Annotated in this window: 16 protein-coding genes; 10 read left to right on the top strand and 6 right to left on the bottom strand. The window is 72.8% G+C overall.

Annotated features, from left to right (window positions below):
• Positions 1-25 precede the first annotated feature (25 nt).
• Both AB1673_12455 and AB1673_12450 read left to right on the top strand, forming a co-directional pair.
• Positions 26-475: a hypothetical protein gene (locus tag AB1673_12455; protein MEW6154787.1), complete on the top strand. Its 450-nt coding sequence runs from the start codon at positions 26-28 to the stop codon at positions 473-475.
• Positions 475-957 carry a hypothetical protein gene (locus tag AB1673_12450; protein ID MEW6154786.1) on the top strand — a complete coding sequence of 161 codons (483 nt, stop codon included), beginning with the start codon at positions 475-477 and terminating at the stop codon, positions 955-957. The genes AB1673_12455 and AB1673_12450 overlap by 1 nt, the downstream gene beginning before the upstream one ends.
• Here the strand turns inward: AB1673_12450 and AB1673_12445 are convergent.
• Complete coding sequence (locus AB1673_12445; GenBank protein MEW6154785.1) at positions 945-2,252, bottom strand: hypothetical protein; 1,308 nt, start codon at positions 2,250-2,252, stop codon at positions 945-947. The two genes, AB1673_12450 and AB1673_12445, sit on opposite strands and share 13 nt — an antisense overlap.
• A 134-nt stretch (positions 2,253-2,386) precedes the next feature.
• On the opposite strand from AB1673_12445, the gene AB1673_12440 reads away from it, so the two are divergent.
• On the top strand, positions 2,387-4,066 hold the full coding sequence (locus tag AB1673_12440; GenBank protein ID MEW6154784.1) for a cation:proton antiporter: 1,680 nt from the start codon (positions 2,387-2,389) through the stop codon (positions 4,064-4,066).
• On the opposite strand, the gene AB1673_12435 is transcribed toward AB1673_12440, so the two are convergent.
• Positions 4,020-4,874 (bottom strand): methyltransferase domain-containing protein, encoded by an 855-nt coding sequence (locus AB1673_12435; protein MEW6154783.1) that lies wholly within the window; start codon positions 4,872-4,874, stop codon positions 4,020-4,022. The two genes, AB1673_12440 and AB1673_12435, sit on opposite strands and share 47 nt — an antisense overlap.
• A 145-nt stretch (positions 4,875-5,019) precedes the next feature.
• Positions 5,020-8,130 carry a BTAD domain-containing putative transcriptional regulator gene (locus tag AB1673_12430; GenBank protein MEW6154782.1) on the bottom strand — a complete coding sequence of 1,037 codons (3,111 nt, stop codon included), beginning with the start codon at positions 8,128-8,130 and terminating at the stop codon, positions 5,020-5,022.
• Between the two features lie 83 nt (positions 8,131-8,213).
• Between AB1673_12430 and AB1673_12425 the strand changes: the two genes are divergently transcribed.
• From AB1673_12425 to AB1673_12400, 6 genes are all read left to right on the top strand, one after another.
• Positions 8,214-9,050: an alpha/beta hydrolase gene (locus tag AB1673_12425; protein MEW6154781.1), complete on the top strand. Its 837-nt coding sequence runs from the start codon at positions 8,214-8,216 to the stop codon at positions 9,048-9,050.
• Positions 9,051-9,165: 115 nt separating this feature from the next.
• Positions 9,166-10,752, top strand: coding sequence for an HD domain-containing phosphohydrolase (locus AB1673_12420; GenBank protein ID MEW6154780.1), 1,587 nt, complete (start codon positions 9,166-9,168; stop codon positions 10,750-10,752).
• A gap of 46 nt (positions 10,753-10,798) precedes the next feature.
• Positions 10,799-11,569 (top strand): alpha/beta hydrolase, encoded by a 771-nt coding sequence (locus tag AB1673_12415; protein MEW6154779.1) that lies wholly within the window; start codon positions 10,799-10,801, stop codon positions 11,567-11,569.
• A gap of 359 nt (positions 11,570-11,928) precedes the next feature.
• Complete coding sequence (locus AB1673_12410) at positions 11,929-12,645, top strand: hypothetical protein (GenBank protein ID MEW6154778.1); 717 nt, start codon at positions 11,929-11,931, stop codon at positions 12,643-12,645.
• The gene (locus AB1673_12405) at positions 12,642-14,114 is read left to right on the top strand and encodes a DUF3592 domain-containing protein (GenBank protein MEW6154777.1); all 1,473 of its coding nucleotides are present in this window, start codon (positions 12,642-12,644) and stop codon (positions 14,112-14,114) included. Before AB1673_12410 ends, AB1673_12405 begins: the two co-directional genes overlap by 4 nt.
• Positions 14,115-14,509: 395 nt before the next feature.
• On the top strand, positions 14,510-15,049 hold the full coding sequence (locus AB1673_12400) for a SigE family RNA polymerase sigma factor (protein MEW6154776.1): 540 nt from the start codon (positions 14,510-14,512) through the stop codon (positions 15,047-15,049).
• 985 nt (positions 15,050-16,034) lie between these two features.
• Here AB1673_12400 and AB1673_12395 read toward each other — a convergent pair.
• A complete protein-coding gene (locus AB1673_12395) occupies positions 16,035-16,868 on the bottom strand; it encodes a class I SAM-dependent methyltransferase (GenBank protein MEW6154775.1) in 834 nt (277 codons plus the stop codon).
• Positions 16,869-16,947: 79 nt separating this feature from the next.
• Between AB1673_12395 and AB1673_12390 the strand changes: the two genes are divergently transcribed.
• Positions 16,948-17,622: a helix-turn-helix domain-containing protein gene (locus tag AB1673_12390; GenBank protein MEW6154774.1), complete on the top strand. Its 675-nt coding sequence runs from the start codon at positions 16,948-16,950 to the stop codon at positions 17,620-17,622.
• 174 nt (positions 17,623-17,796) lie between these two features.
• Here the strand turns inward: AB1673_12390 and AB1673_12385 are convergent, their stop codons facing one another.
• Positions 17,797-18,252 carry a GNAT family N-acetyltransferase gene (locus AB1673_12385; protein ID MEW6154773.1) on the bottom strand — a complete coding sequence of 152 codons (456 nt, stop codon included), beginning with the start codon at positions 18,250-18,252 and terminating at the stop codon, positions 17,797-17,799.
• 9 nt (positions 18,253-18,261) lie between these two features.
• Positions 18,262-19,824, bottom strand: coding sequence for a citrate synthase (locus AB1673_12380; protein MEW6154772.1), 1,563 nt, complete (start codon positions 19,822-19,824; stop codon positions 18,262-18,264).
• Positions 19,825-19,908 lie beyond the last annotated feature (84 nt).

The raw sequence follows: 19,908 nt of genomic DNA, 5'->3' as shown, positions 1-19,908 counted from the left end.
CGCCCGGGGGTTTAGGGTGGGGCCCGTGCCGAACCCCCAGGAGGACCCCTACCGGGACCTGATGCTGGCCTCGTTCGCCAACCTGGCCAACCAGGGGACGATCACCGAACTGGGCCTGTCGATGGTCGTCGGCGGCGCCTGGGTCACCGGCCAACTGGTCGGGGCACGGGCGTGGTTCGAGGGCCTGGCCCGCTCCCTCGACGACACCGGCTCGTCGAGCGGCTTCGGCGACGTGATCAGGATGGTGGGCGCCCAGGTCTACCCGTCGGAGTCCGAACGGCTGGCCGCCGGAGAGCTCGACGACGACCCGCTCCTGCCGTCGTTCCTTCACCTGCGTGACGCCCACGTCGTGGGCGGGGACGGGCGCGGCGTACCCACCCGGGGCGGGTTCGTACGGGTGCGGGTCGACTCGGTGGCCGCCTGGATGCTGGGCCGGATCGGCCCTGTCGGCTACCAGCCGCCGCCCGCGGGCTGATGTCAAGGGCAGGCGAGCCCGATTACGTCGAGTTCGAACAGGGGCGGCCCGACGCCGTGCTGGCTCGCATGGCGGCCATCGCGGCCGCCGGCCAGGGCTGGGTCAACTTCGAGCCGGCTGTCCACGTGGAGGACGTGCCCCCGCCCCGCAGCGGGATGTTCTCCATCTTCTCGGCCCGGGGCCCGGACGTGCCGTTGGCCACGTGGACACCTGGCGACCCCGGCCGCTCCCGCCCCGAACCCCCCACGATCGGCATCCTCCACCCGACCGGCGCCGGGGCCAAGGCCCGCCTGGCCGACCGGGGCCGGCCCGTGCCCGACAAGTGGGTCGTGCTCCAGGACTACTCGAAGAAGGGCCTCGTCGTGGCCGTGCCTCCTTGGGTCAGCCACGGCGAGGTGCTGGACTGGCTGCTGGCGGCCTCGACCATCCTGTCGCTGATCCCCCTCACCGGCACGTGGAGGGCTTCGGTCTACGAGGGCTGACCGGCCCGTACCGTGGCCGCCTCCTCCCGGCAGTTCCGGGCGCGGGCCTCGTCGCGGCCCTCCAGCGCGGCCGCCCACTCGTCCAATGTCCGGGCCAGCAGGGGGAGGGCCCCGGTCCGGCGGTGGACCTCGACGGCTTGGGCGAAGTGACGGTCGGCCTCCGCGGCCCGGCCCCGGGCCACGGCCACGTGGGCCCGGGCCCGCTCGACGGCCCCGGCGCACGCCCAGCCCGGGCCGACGACCACCAGTTGGGCGGCGGTGGCCGACAGGGAGTGCCCCAGGGCGGCCGCCTGGTCGCGTGCCCCGGTCAAGAAGGCCACCTCGGCCAGGGCGGCGACCGCGTCGAGGCGCAGGCCGTGGGCCCCAAGCGTGCCCGCCAGCTCCCGGCCGGCCTCGTCAAGGCGCCCGAGGCGGGCCAGCAGCAGGGCCAGCCACGCCCTCCAGGCCTGGTCGCCGTGGCGGTAGGCCCGCTCCCGGCAGTGGTCGAGCAGCTCCTCGCGCTCGCTGGCCGTCCCGTACTCGATGGCCGCCCAGAACCTCTGCGCCCACGCCCGCTCGGCCTCGGCACCCCCTGACCAGGGTGCAGCCAGCGTGACGGGCCGCCCGGCCATGAGGGCTCGCATGGTGGCCCAGGCGGCGGCGTCGGCCCGGTCGGCGGCCCGGCCCTCGTCCCGGGCGAGGGCGGCGTGGGCCGCCAGCAGGCGGTCCACCTCGGCCATGTCGCCCGTGGCCAGCACGGCGGGGATGCGCCGGGCCAGCTCGGTGATCTGGGGTTCGGTGTCGTCCCCGGCGCCCGCCAGGACCGCCGCGGCCAGCCGTAGCCGGTCCCGGGGCGAACCCGACGCCGTGCCGGGCGCGGGTGAGGGCGTGGACGGGCGCTGGTCCCGGCGGCCACCGGCCCGGTCCCGGCCGGGGGAGGCGGGCGCCGGCCGGCGTCCGTCCCCCGATGGCCTGGGGGGCGCCGTGCCGCCCGGGGCCGTCCGGTCAGCGGCGGTGCGGTGGGACGCGGTGTGGCCTGGGGCACTCGGGGGCGATGGGGGGCTGGCCTGGGGGGAGCTGGCCGGGGCGACGCTGGCCGGGGCGGCGCGGTCCGCGGCCCAGGCCGTGTCGTCCAACACCCAGGGGGCCTGGTCGGCTGCGGGGTGGGCCGGGCCCGTTGGGGCCCCGGCCCAGGCCGTACCGCCCGGCTGGGCCGTCCCGGATGTCGTCCACGCCGACGACGAGCCGCGGAGGAGCCGGACCTCCTCGGTGAGCGCCTCTTCGAGTTGGCGGTCCAGCAGGTCGATGTCGATCACCGGCGTGCCCTCCGTTGTCTGTGGCTGATCGGGCCAACCGGAGGTATCGGCGCGCCGGCGCCTCGGCTTGAGGGGCGGGCCCGCGAGACTGGCCGGCCGTGGTGCACGACGAGTTCACGACCTTCGCCCTGATCATGGGCCTGGCGGCCGTGGCCGGCTTGGTCGCCAACCGCCTGCGCCAGCCCCTGATCGTCGCTCTCATCGCCGTAGGGGTACTGGCCGGCCCTGCCGGCCTGGGCTGGGTGAGCGGGGGAGACGAGCTGGAGCTGCTGGCCCGGCTGGGGATCGCCTTGTTGCTCTTCCTGGTGGGCCTGAAGCTCGACGTCCACCTCATCCGCACCACCGGCCCCGTGGCCCTGGCCACCGGCCTGGGCCAGGTGGCCTTCACCTCCGGCATCGGCTTTCTCATCGCCCTCGGCCTGGGCATGAGCGCCACCACTGCCCTCTACGTGGCGGTGGCCCTCACCTTCTCGTCGACGATCATCATCGTCAAGCTCCTGTCGGACAAGCGCGAGCTCGACCAGCTCCACGGCCGCATCGCCGTGGGCTTCCTGGTCGTGCAGGACATCGTCGTCGTCCTGGTAATGATCGTGCTCAGCGCCTTCGGGGGTGGCCCGGGCGAGAGCCTGGCGTCGGAGGTGGCCCTCGTCCTGGCCAAGGGCGGGGCGTTCCTCGGTGGCCTGTTCGTGTTCGCCCGCTACCTGCTGCCACCCGCCCTCAACTGGGCGGCCCGTTCCCAGGAGCTGCTCAGCTTGTTCGCGGTGGCATGGGCCACCGCCCTGGCGGCCGTCAGCGAGCACCTGGGGTTCAGCGTGGAGGTGGGGGCCTTCCTGGCCGGGGTGGCGGTGGCCTCGACCCCCTACCGCGACGCCGCCGGGGCGCGCTTGGTGGGGCTGCGGGACTTCCTGCTGCTGTTCTTCTTCCTCGATCTCGGTGCCCGGCTGGAGTTCAGCGACGCCGCCACCCAGCTCGGCAACGCGGCCGTCCTGTCGTTGTTCGTGCTGGTGGGCAACCCGCTGATCGTGCTCGTGATCATGGGGGCCATGCGCTACCCGGCGCGGGTGTCGTTCCTGGCCGGGCTGACGGTGGCCCAGATCAGCGAGTTCTCCCTGATCCTGGCCACCCTGGGGTTGGCCCTGGGCCACATCGACGACTCGACGGTGGCCCTGATCACCGTGGTGGGCCTGGTGACCATCGGCCTGTCGACTTACATGATCCTGTACTCCCACCAGCTCTTCGACCGGCTGGCGCCCGTACTGCGCCGGTTCGAGGCTCGCACCACCCGGCCCTTGCCCGAGGACGTGGGCGGCGGCTACGACGTGATCGTCTACGGGCTGGGGCGCTACGGCTCGCACGTCGTGGCCGCCCTGCGCCGGGCCGGCCAGCGGGTGCTGGCCGTCGACTTCGACCCCCGGGTGGTATCGGACCAGGGCCCGTCAGCCACCAAAGGGGGCACCGGCGACGGCACCACCGAGGGTGGGGTCGTCTTCGGCGACGCCGAGGACCTCGACTTCCTCGAGACCCTCCCGCTGGCCTCGGCCGCGTGGGTGGTGAGCACGATCCCGTCGGCGCCCGCTTCGCTCGCCCTGCTGCACGGGCTCCGCCACCACGGCTACCAGGGCCGGGTGGCCCTGACGGCCCTCAACGAGCACGACGCCCAGCGCTACGCCGAACTGGGGGCCGACGTGGTCCTGCGCCCCTTCGCGGTGGCGGCCGACGCCACCTGCGACCTGCTGGGACTGGGGGTCGGCGCGCCGGCCGGCGGCCTCAGCCCTCCACCGGACGGCCCTGAGCCCGACCCGTCCCCATCCTGACGGCGGCCGCCAGCGCGAGCCGGCCGCCCCGGCGGTGGGCCTCCAACTCGGACACGAAGGCGTCGTGGACCGCCTGGCGGAGCCGGTCGCCCTGGCTGGCGACCAGGGCGGCGGTGCGGACCGTCCCGTGCACCAGCGCCTGCCAGACCTGCTCGGCGTCGGCCGCCTCGTGCGTGAAGGCGAGAGTCGTCACCGACACCTCGGCCAGGCCGGCCCCTTCCAGCAGGCCGGTCAGGGCCGCCTCGTCGGAGTAGCGGAAGAAGGGCGGGCCCTCGGGTACTCCCGCGGTGGGCGGCGCCTCGCAGGCGGCCAGCGCTCGCTGGAAGGCATCGAAGATGGCCACCTCCTCGGGGTGGCCCCACACCGTCACGGCCAGGGTGCCGCCGGGCACGAGGGCCCACGCGGCCTCGGCGGCCGCGTCGTCGGGCCGGCCCATGTGCAGGACGGCGAAGTTGGCAGTCACGGCGTCGAACGACCCGGCGGCGAACGGAAGGTGGTGCCCGTCGGCCCGGCACAGGCCGAGTGGAGGGCACCGGACGCGGGCGATGGCCAGCATGGCCTCGGCGACGTCGAGCCCGACGACGTGCGCACCCCGGGCGACCGCCGCCCTGGCCACGACCCCCGGCCCCGTGGCCAGGTCGAGCAGCCGGGCCCCGGGCCCGACGGCGGCCGCGTCGAGCAACGGCCCGGCCGCCTGGGCCGTCATGGCCGGGAAGAACCCGTCGTAGCCGGCCGCCTGGCGTTCCCATGTCGACGCCTCGAAGGCGTCGAAGTCGGCGAACGGCTGCTCCCCGGGCGATGGCTCCACTCGGCGACCCTAACCCCGGCCCCTTGCGCCAACCTCACGGCCGTCGCGATCGCCGGGCAACCGTGCGTGCCCACCAGCCCTGAGCTGGCGTGGACTGGTGGTGGGCCGGGAAACCGGGGCCATGGCTCGTGCCGAGTGGGCGCCGTCAGTGGAGGCGGTCCCGTAGGGGGCCGTCGACCGAGGCCACCATCCGTGCCCTCCACTGGCTGGCCCGCCGCTCGTGGTGGGCGCTGGCCGTGGCCGCCGCGGCCAGGCGGTGGCCGTGCTCGGCCAAGGCCGCGAAGCCGTGGCCCTCGGCCACGCGGATGCCGGCCCTCAGCTCGGACCGGGCTTCGGCGCCCGCCCGGGCGCCGGCCGGCAGCCGGGCCAGGGCCTCGCCCCTCAGCAGGTGCGCCCTGGCTCGGTACTTGGGCGCCCCGTAGCGGTCGGCCATCGTCGCCGTCTCGGCGGCTGCGGCCAGGGCGGTCTCAATGTCGTCGCCGGCCAGGGCGAGCAGGCCGCGGGCCCAGTGGAGGCGGTTGAGGTAGCGGAACCGGGCGTACTCGGCTTCGGGCACCAAGGCCTCGGCCTCGGCCAGCCGGGTGGCGGCCCGGCCCGGGTCCCCGAGACGCAGGTGGTCGGCCGCCAGGTTGAGAAGGGTGTGGACTCGGGGCTCGAGGGCCGCCGGGCCACCCTGGTCACAAGCGATCTCCAGGCTCTCCTCGTCGGCGTCGAGAGCCATCTCCACCAAACCGAGGTCGAACAGGAGCGAAGCCCGGGTATTGGGCACCCGGGCCCGCACCACTGCCTCCTCGCCCCGCCCCACCGAACCCACGTCGTCGAGGGCGGCCAGGGCCTCGCCGTAGCGGCCCAGGGCGCCCAGCGCCCACGCCCTGACCACCCGCTCGAACACCAGGGCGCGCTCGTCGTGCTGGTCGGTGGCCAGCGCCCGGCACCAATCGAGGGCCTCCAGGGCGCCGGGCTCCTCGCCCCGCTGGTGGCGGACCAGGGCCAGGCGGTAGACGACCAGGGCGGGCGGCGCGACGCCCCGGCGCTCGGCCACGGCCAGGGCGGCGGCGACGTGCTCGGACGCCAGGGCGAGCTCGCCCAGGCTGCCGTAGGGGTTGGCGATGAAGGCGTGGGCCCGGCCCGCCAGGTCGTCGTCGCCCAGCGACGTCGCCAGGTCGAGGGCGGCGCGGGCCGGGGCGAGGGCCAGGGACGGCTTCCACGCCGCCCAGTGGCAGTCGGCCTCGACCAGCAGGCGCTCCACCTCGGCCGGGCCCTGCCCGGCGGGCAGGGAGGCGACGGTGGCGGCCGCCTGCTCGGTCTCGCCCAACACGAGGAGTGCCCGTGCCCGGCCCACGGCCGCCCGGTGGCGGACCGCGGGCCTGTCCGGGGTGGCCCCCGGCTGCTCGTCGAGGACGGCCAGGGCCCGTCCGTAGTGGCCGGCCGCCTCCCGGTTGGAGTAGGCCGCCGCCGCCCGCTCGCCGGCGTCCAGGCTGGCGGCCAGCGCCCTGGGCCAGTCCCCGGCGGCAAGTGCGTGGTGGGCCACCTCCTCGGGCCCGGCCTCGGAGGTGAGCAGCCACTCGACGGCCCGGCTGTGCCAGTCCCGCCTGGCCGGCGGGTCGAGCTCCCCCAGGACCAGGTCGGCGAACACGTCGTGGCGCACCCGCCACGTCCCGCGGGCTTCGGCCATGAGCCCGGCGTCGGCCAGCGCGCCAGCGGCGCGCCGGGCTCCGGCGCCCGTGATGCGGGCCAGGGTGGCCAACGAGCCCAGGGGGACCGGCCGGCCCACGACAGCGGCCGCCCGCACCAGCTCCACGGCGTCGGCCCCGGCCGTCCGGGCCCGGCCGAGCACACCCGCGGCCAGGTCGGAGTCCTGGGCGCCGGCCAGCAGCTCGCGCAGCAGCAGGGGGTGCCCGCCCGAACGTTCCCAGAGCTCGAACGCGTAGCCGCCGGCCATCACCTCGTCGGCGCCCAGCGGCCCCAGGTCGAGCCGTTCGAGGGCCCCGAGGCCGGAGGCCAGTTCGAGGAACTGGGTGGGGGCCCCTTCGCCCGCCAGGTCGGCCTCGCGGCCCGTGGCCAGCAGGGCCAGCTTGCTCGGACGGGCCCGCAGGACGAGCCCCAGCGCAGTGAGGCTCGGGGGATCGGCCCATCCGAGGTCGTCCACCACCACGACCACCGGGCGGCCCGCCAGGGCCTCCAACCACCGCGCCGCCAGCCGGCCGGCGACCGCGGCCGGGGCGACCCCCGGGGCCGGCCCGGCGTCCAGGTCCGGGGCCAGTTCTGGGGCGAGGTCGCGCAGCGCCCCGTAGGGGACGCCGGCCAGCAAGCGGAAGCAGGCCGCCCGCCGCACCTCAGGGACGGGAGCGCGGGCCACCGCCTCGTCCACGAGCCGGCTCTTGCCGATCCCCGGTTCGCCCGCCACCAGCACCACCCGCGGCCCACGGCCGGCGGCAGCGGCCCCTATGGCGGCGGCCAGCCGTCCGAGCTGGGCCCGGCGACCGAGCAGGGGCGCGTCGACCTCGCCGCGGGGTGGCCCCGGCCGGCCCGCGGGCGGGGACGAGGATGGCCGAGTGGGGGGCCGGCCGGCCAGGACCTGTTCGTAGAGGGCGTCGGTCTCGGGCGCAGGGGCCGTCCCCAACTCCTCGCGCAGGGCCCGGCGGCAGTGCTCGTAGGCCCGGAGGGCCTCGGCCGGCCGGCCCAGGTGGGCCAGGGCGGCCATCAGGCCGCGGTGGGCGTCCTCTCGCAGGGGGGCCTCGCGTACCGCCGCTGCGAACCGCAAGGCGGCGGCCTCGTCGTCGCCCCGGGCAGCGGCCGTACCGGCGGCCTTGACGGTGACATCCAGCCGGGCGCGGGCCAGCTCGCTCCTCTGGCGTACGACCCACTCGGTCGCCGGTTCACCGGCCAGCAACTCCCCGGCGGCCAAGGCGAGGGCCTCGTCCCAGCGGCCGGCGGCCATGGCCCCGTGCAGCTCCTGCCAGTCCGACGAGCACGCCAGCCGGTAGCCGCCGTGGCGGGTCTCGATGTCCAGACCCCAGGGCCTGACGGCCCGGCGCAGGAGGCTGACGGCCGTTTCTACGGCGGCCGCGTGGCGTACGGGAGGGCGGTCCCACAGGCGCTCGGCCAGCACGTCTTTGGGTAGGGCCTCGCCTCCGGCCATGGCCAGGACGGCCAGCAGGCGCCGCTCCCGGGCCCCTCCCAGGCCCGGCCCTTCCAGCCGGGCGTCGCCCTCCTCCACGGCGAGGGGGCCGATGACCCGGACCCGCGGCGCCACCGGGCCAGCGTAGGTCCCGCAAGGTCCGCGTGAGGTGGTGCCCCCAGACTGGGCCCACAACCGAGCAGGAGGAGGCCGCGAAGATGAGCATGCCGGTGCAGGAGGTGGGGCAGGTGCAGGGTTCGACGACCGCACCCGACGGGGTGGAGATCGCATGGTGGGCCACGGGCCGGGGCCGGCCCCTCGTGCTCGTGCACGGGACGACGGCCGACCACACGCGCTGGGCTCCCGTGACCGAACGGCTGGGGGTCGACGCCCTGGTGTGTGCCGTCGACCGGCGGGGCCGGGGGGCCAGCGGGGACGCCGAGGACTACGACATCGAGCGGGAGTACGACGATGTGGCGGCCGTGATCGATGCGCTGGCCGGCCAATCGGGGGCCCCGGTCGACCTGTTCGGGCACTCTTACGGGGCCCTGTGCTCGCTGGAGGCCACCTTGCGGGCCCCCAACGTCCGCAAGCTGGTGCTCTACGAACCGCCCGTCCTGTTCGACGACGGCGCCGCCCCTCCCGATGTCGTCGAACGCATGGAGGCCCTGCTGGCCGCGGGCGAGCGCGACGAACTGTTGGCCACGTTCTTCCGGGACGTGGTGCGTATGCCCGAGCACGAGCTCGACCGGGCCCGGCGCCTGCCCGCCTGGCAGGGACGGGTGGCCGCGGCCCACACCCTCCTGCGAGAGGAACGGGCGTCGGCCGCATACCAGTTCGACCCCGACCGGTTCACGGCGCTGGCCGTGCCGACCCTCATGCTCCTGGGCAGCGACAGCCCCCCGTTCCTGCAGTCGTCCACCGAGGCCGTCGCCGCGGCCCTGCCCGACGCCCGAGTCGAGGTCCTCGCCGGCCAGCAGCATGTCGCCATCGACACCGCGCCCGACCTCGTCAGCACGCTGGTCCTCGACTTCCTCGCCGAGCCCGGCAGCTAACCGGCCGGCCCCGGCCGGGCCTGGCGACCGAAGAAGTCCCGGTCCGGGCCCGGCCTGGGGCGTGCACCGTGCCACCGGCCTCCACTGGGGCCCGGCGCCTGGAATGCTGGGGCCGATGGGGGCCAGCGGTTCCGCTCGGGACGACGCCTCCTCGGGCGTGCACCTGTCCGAGGTCGTCGGGTCGATCGCCATCGCCAGCGACCTCGGTCTGGGACAGCCGCTGGAGCACGTCCTGCGCTCCTGTGTGATAGCGGTCCGGCTCGCCGACCGGATCGATACCCCCCAGGAGGACCGTGACGCCGCATACTGGGCAACGCTGTTCGTGGCCGCGGGCTGTACCGGCTCGTCGTTCGAACTGTCGAGCCTCTTCGGTGACGACATCTCCTTTCGGGCGGGCGTCTACGACACCCTCACGAACCTCGCCTTCCTACGGTTCGCGATGGGGCGAGCCGGGGGCGATGGCGGCGTCCTACGCCGGGCCAGGGCCCGTTTCCAACTGCTCAGCTCGGGGGGCTCCACGCTGACATCGGCTCTGCTCGCTCACTGCCGGGTGAGCGCAGAGATGGCTCGCCGGCTCGATCTCGGTGAGGCGGTGGTCGATTCGCTTCTGCAGACCTTCGAGCAATGGGACGGCAAGGGCATCCCGGACAAGCTGCGCGGTGACCAGGTGCGCCTGCCGGTCCGGATCGCCAACCTGGCCACCCTGGTCGAGGTGCACGACCGCAGTGGCGGGGCCGAGGCCACCAGGCGGGCGGCCCGCCGGGGGGCGGCCACCGTCGGCCCCGCGCTGGCCGACGCGTGGTGCGAGGTGGCCGAGGACGTCCTGGCCGGTGTCGACGCCGAGTCGTCGTGGCAGCACGTCGTCGCCTCCCAGCCGCGTGGTCGAGGGGGGCTCACCAACCGCGAGCTCGACAGCGCGCTGGAGCTCATGGGCGACTACGCCGACCTCAAGTCGCCGTGGTTCACCGGTCACTCGCGAGGCGTGGCGTCGCTCGCGGTCTCGGCCGGACGAGAGCTGGGGCTGCCCGACGAGCAACTCGTGACACTGCGGCGGGCCGCCCTCATCCACGACATCGGCCGCAACGGTGTCCCGAACTCGATCTGGGACAAGCCTGGGCCGCTGACCGACAGCGAGATGGAAAGGGTGCGGCTGCACGCCTACTACACCGACCGGGTCGTTCATCGGGCGGGGCGCCTGGCGCTACTGGCCTCGATCGCCTCCGCCGCCCACGAGCGCCACGACGGCTCGGGCTACCCGCGGGCCGTGGCCGGTGGTGCCGTACCAAGACTGGGCAGGCTGCTGGCGGCCGCCGACGTGTACCACGCTCTCCTCGAGGACCGGCCCCACCGATCGGCCTGGCCCCGGGACGCGGCCGGAGGCGAGCTGCGCCGGGCCGCCCGCGACGGCGAGCTCGACCCTTCCGCGGTTGACGCCGTCCTGGCGGCCGCCGGCCATGTCGCTCGGCGGGCGCGCGCAACGCCCGCCGGGCTGACCCCGCGCGAGATCGAGGTCCTCCAGCTTGCGGCCCGCGGGATGACCGCCAAGCAGATCGGCGCCCAACTCGGCATCACACCCAAGACGGCCGGCAACCACATCGAGCGCATCTACCTGAAGATCGGCGTATCGACGCGGGCCGAGGCCGCCATGTTCGCCATGCGCCACGAGCTGGTCAGCGCCTGGGACGGCGGCGAGGGGCCCTGAGGGGAACTCCTCATGGCAGTCCGGCTACGGCGTGCGACTCTCAGCCATGACCATCGAAGAAGCCGCTCAACAGGGCTACGTCGACCTCGACGGCGTCCGCACCTACCACGAGATCTCCGGGACCGGTGAGCCGCTCGTTCTCCTCCACGGCGGGATGTGCACGATCGACACATTCGCCGGCCTTGCATCTCAACTCGCGCCCTCCTACCGGGTGTACCGCCCCGAGCGGCGGGGCCACGGCCGCACGCCCGACGTGGCCGGCCCGATCACCTACCAGAACATGGCTGCCGACACGGTCGCTTACCTCGATCGGCTGGCCATCGCTCCGGCGCACCTCGTCGGCTGGAGCGACGGAGCGGTCATCGCCCTGCTTGTCGCCCTGACCCGGCCCGACCTGGTGAGAACCCTTACCTTCATGGGCTGCGCGCTCACCGAGGACGGCCTCCCCGCCGAGATGCTGCCCCTTCCGGAGCGGGTCCCCATCGAGGCTCTGCCCCCGTTCCTACGGGAGATGTACGCCGCCGTGTCCCCCGACGGCCCGGGGCACTTCGACGTCGTATGGGAGAAGCTGGCGCCCGCGTGGACCGCGTTCCCTCTGGTGGACCTCGACGAGCTAGGAGGCCTCCGGGCCAGCACCCTGGTCGTGGCCGCCGACCATGACACAGTGACGGCCGAGCACGCCGCCAAGATCGCCCGCACGATCCCTGAAGCCCGCCTCGCCATCCTGCCCGGCGAGCACTCACTCCCCATCGACAAGCCCGCGCTGGTCGGTGCTCTCGTTCGGGACTACCTCTCCGGGGTCGCCATGGCCACCTGAACGCCGGTGCCCCGTGGCCCGTCGGCCAGGCGGCGGCTCGGGCCAGCGGGCTCGGCCGTGGGCCGCACAGGCATTGATGAGCTCCTGGCGGGTGGGCGGCACCATCATCGGACCGGTGAACACGCTGCCGAGCCGGGTGGTGCCGCCAACGACCACCGGACGATGACAGAGCGGGCACTCCCAGTTCGGTGGTGACGACCTCGACGTGCCGGGCCGCCAGGCCGTAGGGGCCCACAACCAGGACCACGCCCGCCTGATCCGGCCTCTGGCCACGTACCGATCATCGCGCTCTCGTCATTGGAGTCAAGCATCGGGCCCGCCTGGCCGATGTACCCGGGGACGGAAGGACGCGGGCCCCGATGGCGCAGGAGAACGGACAACCGACGGGACGGGCGCTGGTGGTCGGGCTCGTCATGGTCGCGCTCGTCGGGTCGGCCCTTGGCGCCGTCGTCGTTCGCAGTGATCTGCTGACCGGGCGGTCACCGGCGGCGGCGGCCCCCGCCCGTGACTGCGGCGCGGTACCGGCCGCCGAGCCCGACCCCGCACCGTTCACACCCGGCCGGGCCCTCGAGACCGTGTCCGGGTTCGTCCCGAGACCTCAGGTGCCGGACCTCGGTGACGCGTTCATGTCCGGGCACCACGAGTACGCCACGCCCGAAGCCCATGGCCGGTCCACCCCGCTTCTCCTCCCGTCGACCGTCACGGAGGCCATGGTCGCCAACGGGCTGCGGGCGGCTCAAGCTGTCGGCTTCGAGGCGGGGACGACGGTATTCGGGCTCGAAGCATTCCGCTTGGCCAGCCCCGAGGCGGCCGCGTCCTATGCCCGAACCGTGCTCTTGGCCGAGTGCGAGCACGGGGTGGCGGGCAGCCTGCGGCCCTTGCCCGGGGTGGCCGGGGGCGTCATGTTCGCCTACCACCACGACCGGCGGCCTCCCCTGCGGGCCAGCTTCGTCGTGGGGGACACGGCCGTGCGGGCGAACCTGTGCATCTGCCGCAAGATCGAAGGCGATCCGTTCGAGGTATTGGAGTCGTGGGCGCGTGAGGTCGCCTTCCTGATGCGGGGAACAGTCGGGTGACCGCCGTACGCCACCACCCGGCGCCTCCCATCCGGACCGGGGACGATCCCGGCCTTCGCTTACAGTGCAACGCCTTCTTCGCGGCCGCCGGGCTGATGATCGCCCCGGCGCTGGTGGTCACGGTCATGGGCCTTTCCCAGTGGCAGGCCATGGCCGAGCTGGACCGCAACGGTGTGGTGGCTCCGGCCGAGGTCGTCGGTGCGTCGTCGTGGCAGGTGTCCGACCGGGTACGGGTGGCCTTCGCGACCGAGGAAGGCCGGCTCGTCGAAGCCAGCCTTCCCGTCGACGACTTGGAGGATCACTGGCGGGGTGCGACCGTGCTCGTCCGCTACGACCCCCAGAACCCGAGCCGGGCCCGCCCGCTGGAGGGATGGAACCCCGAGTACCGGGTGCTCTTTCTCATCGCCGCGACGCTCCTGGTGATCGGGGCCGCGTTCGTGGTGCAGGCCTGGCGGTGGCCCCGCCGGCTTCTCCGGGTCGCGGCCAGCCCAGGGCCGCGGCAGTCGATGCTCCTGACCGGCGCCATGGTGCCGGGCCAGGTGCCATCGCCCTGGGCCGTACTGTCGTCGGCCGGGGCCGCGAGGCACGCGTTCCGTCTAGCTGACAACGGCGACCTGCCCACCGGTCCCGTGGAGGTGCGGGTGATAGGCGACGTCCGCCGCCTCGGGATAGTCGTGGTCGATACCCCGGACCGGCGGATCTGGCCGGCGAGCAGGCTTCGCCGCCCTCCGAAGCGAACGCTCCCGGCCCACCCCTTGCCGTTGCCGGGCCCCGTGCCAGGCGCCTCCGAGGACGCTGTTCCCGAGTGGCGTCAGCGTGGAGACATCCCGGCCCTTCCGCCCGACCTCGCCGAGCGCCTGCGCCAGAAGGAGCGCACATGCCGGCCTTCCCCGGCCCGGTTCCTGGTCCTTCTCCCGGTCTCGGTCATGGTCGCTGCGCCCGCCTTGGTGCCCGCGGCCGTCGAAGCTCGCCGCCACATCTGTGTGGCCCCACCATCCACTGTCGGGACTGCTGACCAGGCTGTCGTGCCCGAACTGGCCTTGCCGGACTTCCTCCCGCAGGTCGCCGGGTTCGCACCGGTACCGGCCGAACTGCTGGGGCTGGGGGCATACGACGACCCCGTCGGGCCTGTGCTGCTGGAGGACGCCGGGTTCCTCTACGGCGCGCAGCGGGTGTTCGTCGGGGACGGCAGCCAGGTCGCTGTGCAGGTGTTGCAGTTCTCGTCCGAACGTGGCCCGCTCCACTTCGAGGCCCTGCGCATGACGACGTGGTGCGTCGAGCGGCCCCGGGCCGTCGCGGTCCCCGCCGGCAGCGGCGCCCGCGGTTCGGTCGTCTCCACCGAAGGCGGCCCCGACCGCACGCGGTTCGCCTTCGTGCGCGGCAGCCGCGGCTACCTGGTCCACATCACCGGTGTGAGCCCGTATCTCCACCACGACATCGTCAGGTCCGCCCTGGCCACCGCCGGGTAAGCGTGGCCCGACCGGTCACTCGGCGCAGGCCGCCGACCGCCAAGGCCAAACCCCCGACCATCATGAGGACGATTATCGTCCACGAGAGGAGGTCAGCCTGGGCCGCCGGGTACGGATCGCTGAACACCCACTAGGACGGACAGCCGCGCTGCGCTGGTCGCCAGCGACCCGAGGGCGGATTGGCCTCTCTTTCTGCCTTCTGGGGAGTTGCCAGACGTAGGCCAGGCCGCGGCCGGTGCGTGTCTCTTGCACCGCCTCCGGATGGTCAACGGCTCCCGTCCTACAGGTGCTTCAGCGCCAGGAGCGGCCCCCGATCACCTACTCCGATGTCAGGAGAGCCGCACATCTTGGGGATGCGTGTAAACCTGGCGGTCCGCTCGAGCGAGTAGAAGACGGTGGCGATCCTGCACCAGCACCCAAGGCATGACGTGATGGCACCGGCTGAGTTCGACTCCTTCTACCGGCGCGAGTATGGCCGGGTCTTGGCGCTGGCGTACGTCCTCTCGGGCAGCCGGGAGGCTGCGGAGGACTTGGCACAGGACTCCTTTCTGGCCGCGCACCGCCAGTGGGAGAGGATCGAGCGGTACGACGAACCTGGTGCGTGGGTTCGGAGGATCTGTTTGAACCGCTCGACGTCGCTCGTCCGCCGGCGGATTGCCGAGGCCAAGGCCATTGGCCGGGTCGCGGCCCGTCGGGTTCTTCCCGACGAGCTGCCGCCCGATGCGGAGGCCTTTTGGCAGGCGGTAAGACGGTTACCTCGGAGGCAAGCGCAGGTGGTGGGTCTCCACTACGTCGACGACCGGTCAATCCAGGAGATCGCAACTCTCCTCGAGTGTGCGGAAGGCACCGTGAAAGCGCATCTCCACCGGGCCCGGAAGGCGCTCGGCGCTGATCTGGGACTGCACGTGAGCGACGAGGGAGGAGGCCAGGGATGAGGCCCGACGAACTGGACCTCCGCGCCTACCGGGCGTCCGAGGCGGCCCGGACCAGCGTCCTGAGGTTGGCCAACGCGTCGCCGCCCGTCTGGCAGAAAGGCAGACACCGAGTTCGGAGCCTCCTCACCGCCGGTGTGGCGTGCTCCGTCGTCATCGCGGCCGTGGCCCTGCTGACAGTGAGCCGTGGTTCCGACACGACGAGTGTGTCCACCGACCTAGCGGCCACCGGCAACCCGAGTGAGCTCCCGCCACCTCCGCCGATCCCACCCTCTCGCTTCATCGGAGACGGCATATCCGTCATCACAACCGGCACCGCGCCCGATGGCCGCGTGTGGTCGCTGTACCTGAGTGGGCCTGACGCCAACCTGTGCCTATCGGTCGAGCTGCCAGGAGTCAATGTGGAGCCGGGCATGTGCGCGAGCACGCCGGGCGGGGGTTCGTTGGGGAATGACGAATACCGTCCTCTGTTCTTTAACGACACGCGTGCGCCCGCGTTCGTCTTCGGTCGAATGCCACTAGGCGTCGAGGATGTCACCGTCGGCTCAAGGAGCGGGGACGTGGTCGGAAGGGCTCCGGTCATCTCGACGAGCGCAGGGCTGTTCTACGTGGTGCAAGTCGATGACGGCGTCACTCCCGTGGCCGTCCTGGGACGCTCCGCCCAGGGCGCGCCTGTTCGTTACGAGCTGTCGTTGGGCGCTGTGCGAGGTCGCGACTACTCCGCCTTCTGGTTCGTTGCCGGATTGGGCCTCTTGGTCGGGGTTACGGCCTACCGGCGACGCCTTGCTCGCGGCGCCCGATAAGGGGAGAGACCGCGCGCTTACCTCGCGCCGCAGTGCCGTTACCGGGCGGGTGGCGACCGCCCCGGTGGTCAGGCGGTCCTCATAGGGGACGGTCCGGCCGGTCGATCTCGACCCGTGATTCGGCGGCGCCTTGCGCGCCGACCGGACTCACGGAGCGGCGTGCGTCGGAGCCGGCGGTCCCGGGGTTACGAACGGGCGGTGACGATGAGCGCGCGGGCGCCGAGGTGCACCGTACCGTTGCGTTCGAACGGTCGGAGGGCATCGACGATCGCCGACCGAGTGGCGGCGCGGCGTTCGGGATGCCGTCGAAGGCCTTCGACCAATAGCGGGTTGAAATCCATGACGACGTCGGCAACCGTGTCAGCGCCGCCCGCTGGGTGCGGCGGATCGAGCTGGAGGTCGGTGATCCGCACGTCAGTCCAGCCAGCCGCTTCCAGGATGGGCCGCACGACTGCGGGCTCGGGAAGGGAGAACGGCCCCGGCTCGCCGGGGCCTGCGAACCGGGGCGGGCCCAGCACCGGAACGGACGCCATGACCGGCAGCGTCATGACCGGGTTGGCGACGGGCGGGCCCCAACAGCAGAACCCGAGTCGCGCATCGGGCGCCGCATAGGAACGCAGCCGTGCGAACGCCGACACCGGGTCGGAGAAGAACATGACCCCGAAGCGCGAGAACACGACATCGAACGGGCCGCCCAGCGCCGCATCGAGAACGTCGCCTACCTCGAAATGGGCACGCGGGTCCTCGATCCAGGTGCGGGCGGCGGTGAGCATCGGCTCGCTGAGGTCGACACCGACCACCGCGCCGGCACCCCGCTCGATGAGATGGGAAACGGTGGCGCCCGTCCCGCAGCCCACGTCGAGGACCCTGGCGCCGCGAATTTCACCCAGGGCGTCCATGACGGCGATGCCGAACGGCTCGGCCTGGCGGTCGTGCAGGTCGGCGTGGCGCACCCAAGCTTCGCCTACCAGGTCGTTCCAGATCGCCCGTTGCGACCCGCTGAGCAGCTGATCCGTCATCACTTCCTCCTTGAGTCGGTACTCGTTCCGACGAATCATTACATGGGACCTGTAATGACGTAAGGGATACGCTAGTCAAATGGCGCAGGATGTCAAGGGTGCACGTCCCTACCGGTCGCCGAGGCGCGAACAGCAGGCCGCGGCGACCCGGTTGGCGATCCTGAGCGCGGCGCAGCGGCTCTTCGAAGCAGACGGCTACCCATCGACCACGATGGGCGCGATCGCCGCCGAGGCCGACGTCGCGCTCAAGACGGTGTACCTCGCATTCGAGACGAAGGCCGGGCTCCTCCGTGCAGTGTGGGACCTCGCCCTCAAGGGCGACACCGACGACGCGCCTGTGGCAACGAGGCCCTGGTACCTCGAAGTACTCGATGAGCCGAATCCCGAACGCAAGCTGCGGCGTCTGGCCGCTGCATCGTGTGGCGTGAAGCGAAGGATCGGAGCTCTGCTCGGGGTGATCCGAGACGCGGCGCCCAGTGATGACGAGATCGGTGACCTCTGGTCGCTCATCCAGTCAGACTTCTACGCGAACCAGGGCGCGATCGTTACGACCCTCCATCAAGCTGGCGCCCTGGTAGACGGATTGGACGTGGCACGTGCCACGGACATCCTTTGGACGCTGAACCACCCCGACGTCTGGCTCCTCCTCGTTGGCCAGCGCGGTTGGACGCCCGAGGGGTTTGAGACCTGGCTGGGCGACACCGCTATCGACCAGCTCCTGCGTCAGCGCCGGCCCCGCGGACCGCGTTCGTAAGTTCACATGCTGCGATGCCCGGGTGTTCCGGCTGCGGGACGCTGTCGACCTCGACGCAGCCCCATTGCGTCCGGCCGTTGAGAGCGACTCGAAAGGAGGTTGGAGAAGGCGTTTATCGACCGGCCGTCCGCGGCACCGACGCGGTCGTACCGCCGGCCGGGCCCGGCGGTCGAACTACGCCTCGAGGTCCAACCTCCACACGTTGGTGTCGCGGGGCCGGAAGCCGGCTCGCTGGTAGAGGCGGTTGGCGGCTTCGCGCGACGGCCGAGAGGTGAGGTCGACGGTTCGGGCGCCGGCCGCGCCGGCTCGGCGGACGGCCTCCTCGGTCAGGGCCATGCCTACCCCCCGGCCCCGGGCCGACTGGTCGGTCACGACGTCTTCGATCCAGGCTCGTACACCGGTGGGGATCCGGAACAAGGCCAGGGTGAGCATGCCGACGACCAACCCGCCGTCGCCGTCGCCGTCGCCGTCGCGCGCCACCAGCAGCACGGTGGCCGGCGAACTGGTGATCTCCGCGATCTGCTCGGCCGAGGGCGGTTGGGCACTGGAGGAGAGCTGCCCGACCAGGCGCTGCACGGCCGCGACCACCTCGGGCGTGGCCGACGTGGCCTCTTCGACAGAGAGGGCCACGGCGGCGGGCTACGCGTCCTCGAGGTCGGGGACGGGGACGGGCGGCGGCGGGCCGGCGTAGTGCGCGCTGGGCCGGATCAGACGGTTGTCGGCCGCCTGCTCGAGGATGTGGGCCGTCCACCCGATGACCCGGCTCGACGTGAACGTGGGGGTGAACAGGTCCGGTGGCAAACCCACGCGGTCCATCACCACGCCCGCGTAGAACTCGACATTGGCGTACAGGTGCCTTCCTGGCTTGAGCTCGGCCAGGATGTCGACCACCGTGCGCTCGATCTTGGTGGCGAACTCGGACTTGTCGCCGCCCAGGCGTACGGCCACCTCCCGCAGCAGCAGGGAGCGAGGGTCGTCGGTCTTGTAGACCCGGTGGCCGAAGCCCATGATCTTCTCGCCCTTCTCGATGGCGTTGCGGATCCACGGGTCGGCGTTCTCGGGGGTGCCGATGGCATCGAGCATGTCGAGGGCGCGGCTGGGCGCCCCGCCGTGGAGCGGGCCCGACAGGGCCCCGATGGCCCCGACTACGGCCGCCCCCAGGTCGGCACCCGTCGAGGTGATGACCCGGGCGGTGAACGTGGAGGCGTTGAAGCCGTGGTCGGTGGTGAGGATCAGGTACTGCTCGATGGCGCGGGCGTGCTCGGGCTCGGGGACCTTGCCGGTGAGCATGTAGAGGTAGTTGGCCGCGTAGGGCAGGTAGGGGTTGGGCTCGATCGGCTCCAGGCCGTTCTGCAGGCGGTAGAGGGCCATGATGAGGGTGGGCATGACCGCGCTGGTCTGCATGGCGTTGTGGCGCAACGTGGCCTGGTCGATGTCCATCCACGACTTGAAGTCGAGGGCGTAGGCCAGCGTCGAGCACGCCGTGCGCAGGGCGTCGAGGGGCACGAAGGTCTCGCCCGCCCGGGCGATATCGGGCAGCAGCTTCTTGACGCTGGGGGGGATCTTGCGGAGCTCCTTGATCTCCTCCATGAAGTCGCCGCGCTCCAGCTTCGTGGGGAGGTGCCCGTTGTAGAGCAGGTACCACACGTCTTCGAGCGTGCGCTTGCGGGCCAGCTCGGTGGCGTTGTACTGCCGGTAGTGGTAGAAGCCCTCCTGGCCCCGCACGTCGCCCACCTCGGTCTCGGCCACCACCACCCCCTCGAGGCCCTTGGGGGCTTCGATGAGGCTGGGGTGCTTCACCGGGCGGACGAAGGCCATGCCCAACATGTCCCGCATGGAGATGACTCCCGCCAGCTTGCCGTCCTCGGTGACCGGGAAGTGGCGGTAGCCGTGCTGGACGAGCGACACGTAGGCGTCGTTGAGGTCGGTGGCCGGGCTGACCGAGTCGGGGCTGGCCGTCATCCACTCGGACACCTTGGCGATGCTCAGGTCGGCTCCTGCGGCCGAGGCCCGCACGACGTCGCGCTCGGTGAAGATGCCGATGACCCGGTCGTCGTCGACCACGATGGCCGACCCCACCTTGCCGCCCGGGCGGGTGAGCATGGCTTTGCAGGTCTCGGCCACCGTGCCCGACGGCGACGCCGTGAGGACGTCGGTGGTCATGGCGTCGGCGACCTTGCGCGTCTTCGTCGTGTCAGCCATCCCGACCTCCCTCGTCGTCACAACCGGGCTCGGTGCGGAGCCGCCCCTGCCCCGTTGCGGTGGCCGGGCTCCGGGTGGGCAGTA

It is taken from the genome of Actinomycetota bacterium (assembly GCA_040754375.1).
Classification (GTDB): domain Bacteria; phylum Actinomycetota; class Acidimicrobiia; order Acidimicrobiales; family AC-14; genus JBFMCT01.
Note: the sequence above shows the minus strand (reverse complement) of the source record. Positions and strands in the feature narration are given on the sequence as shown.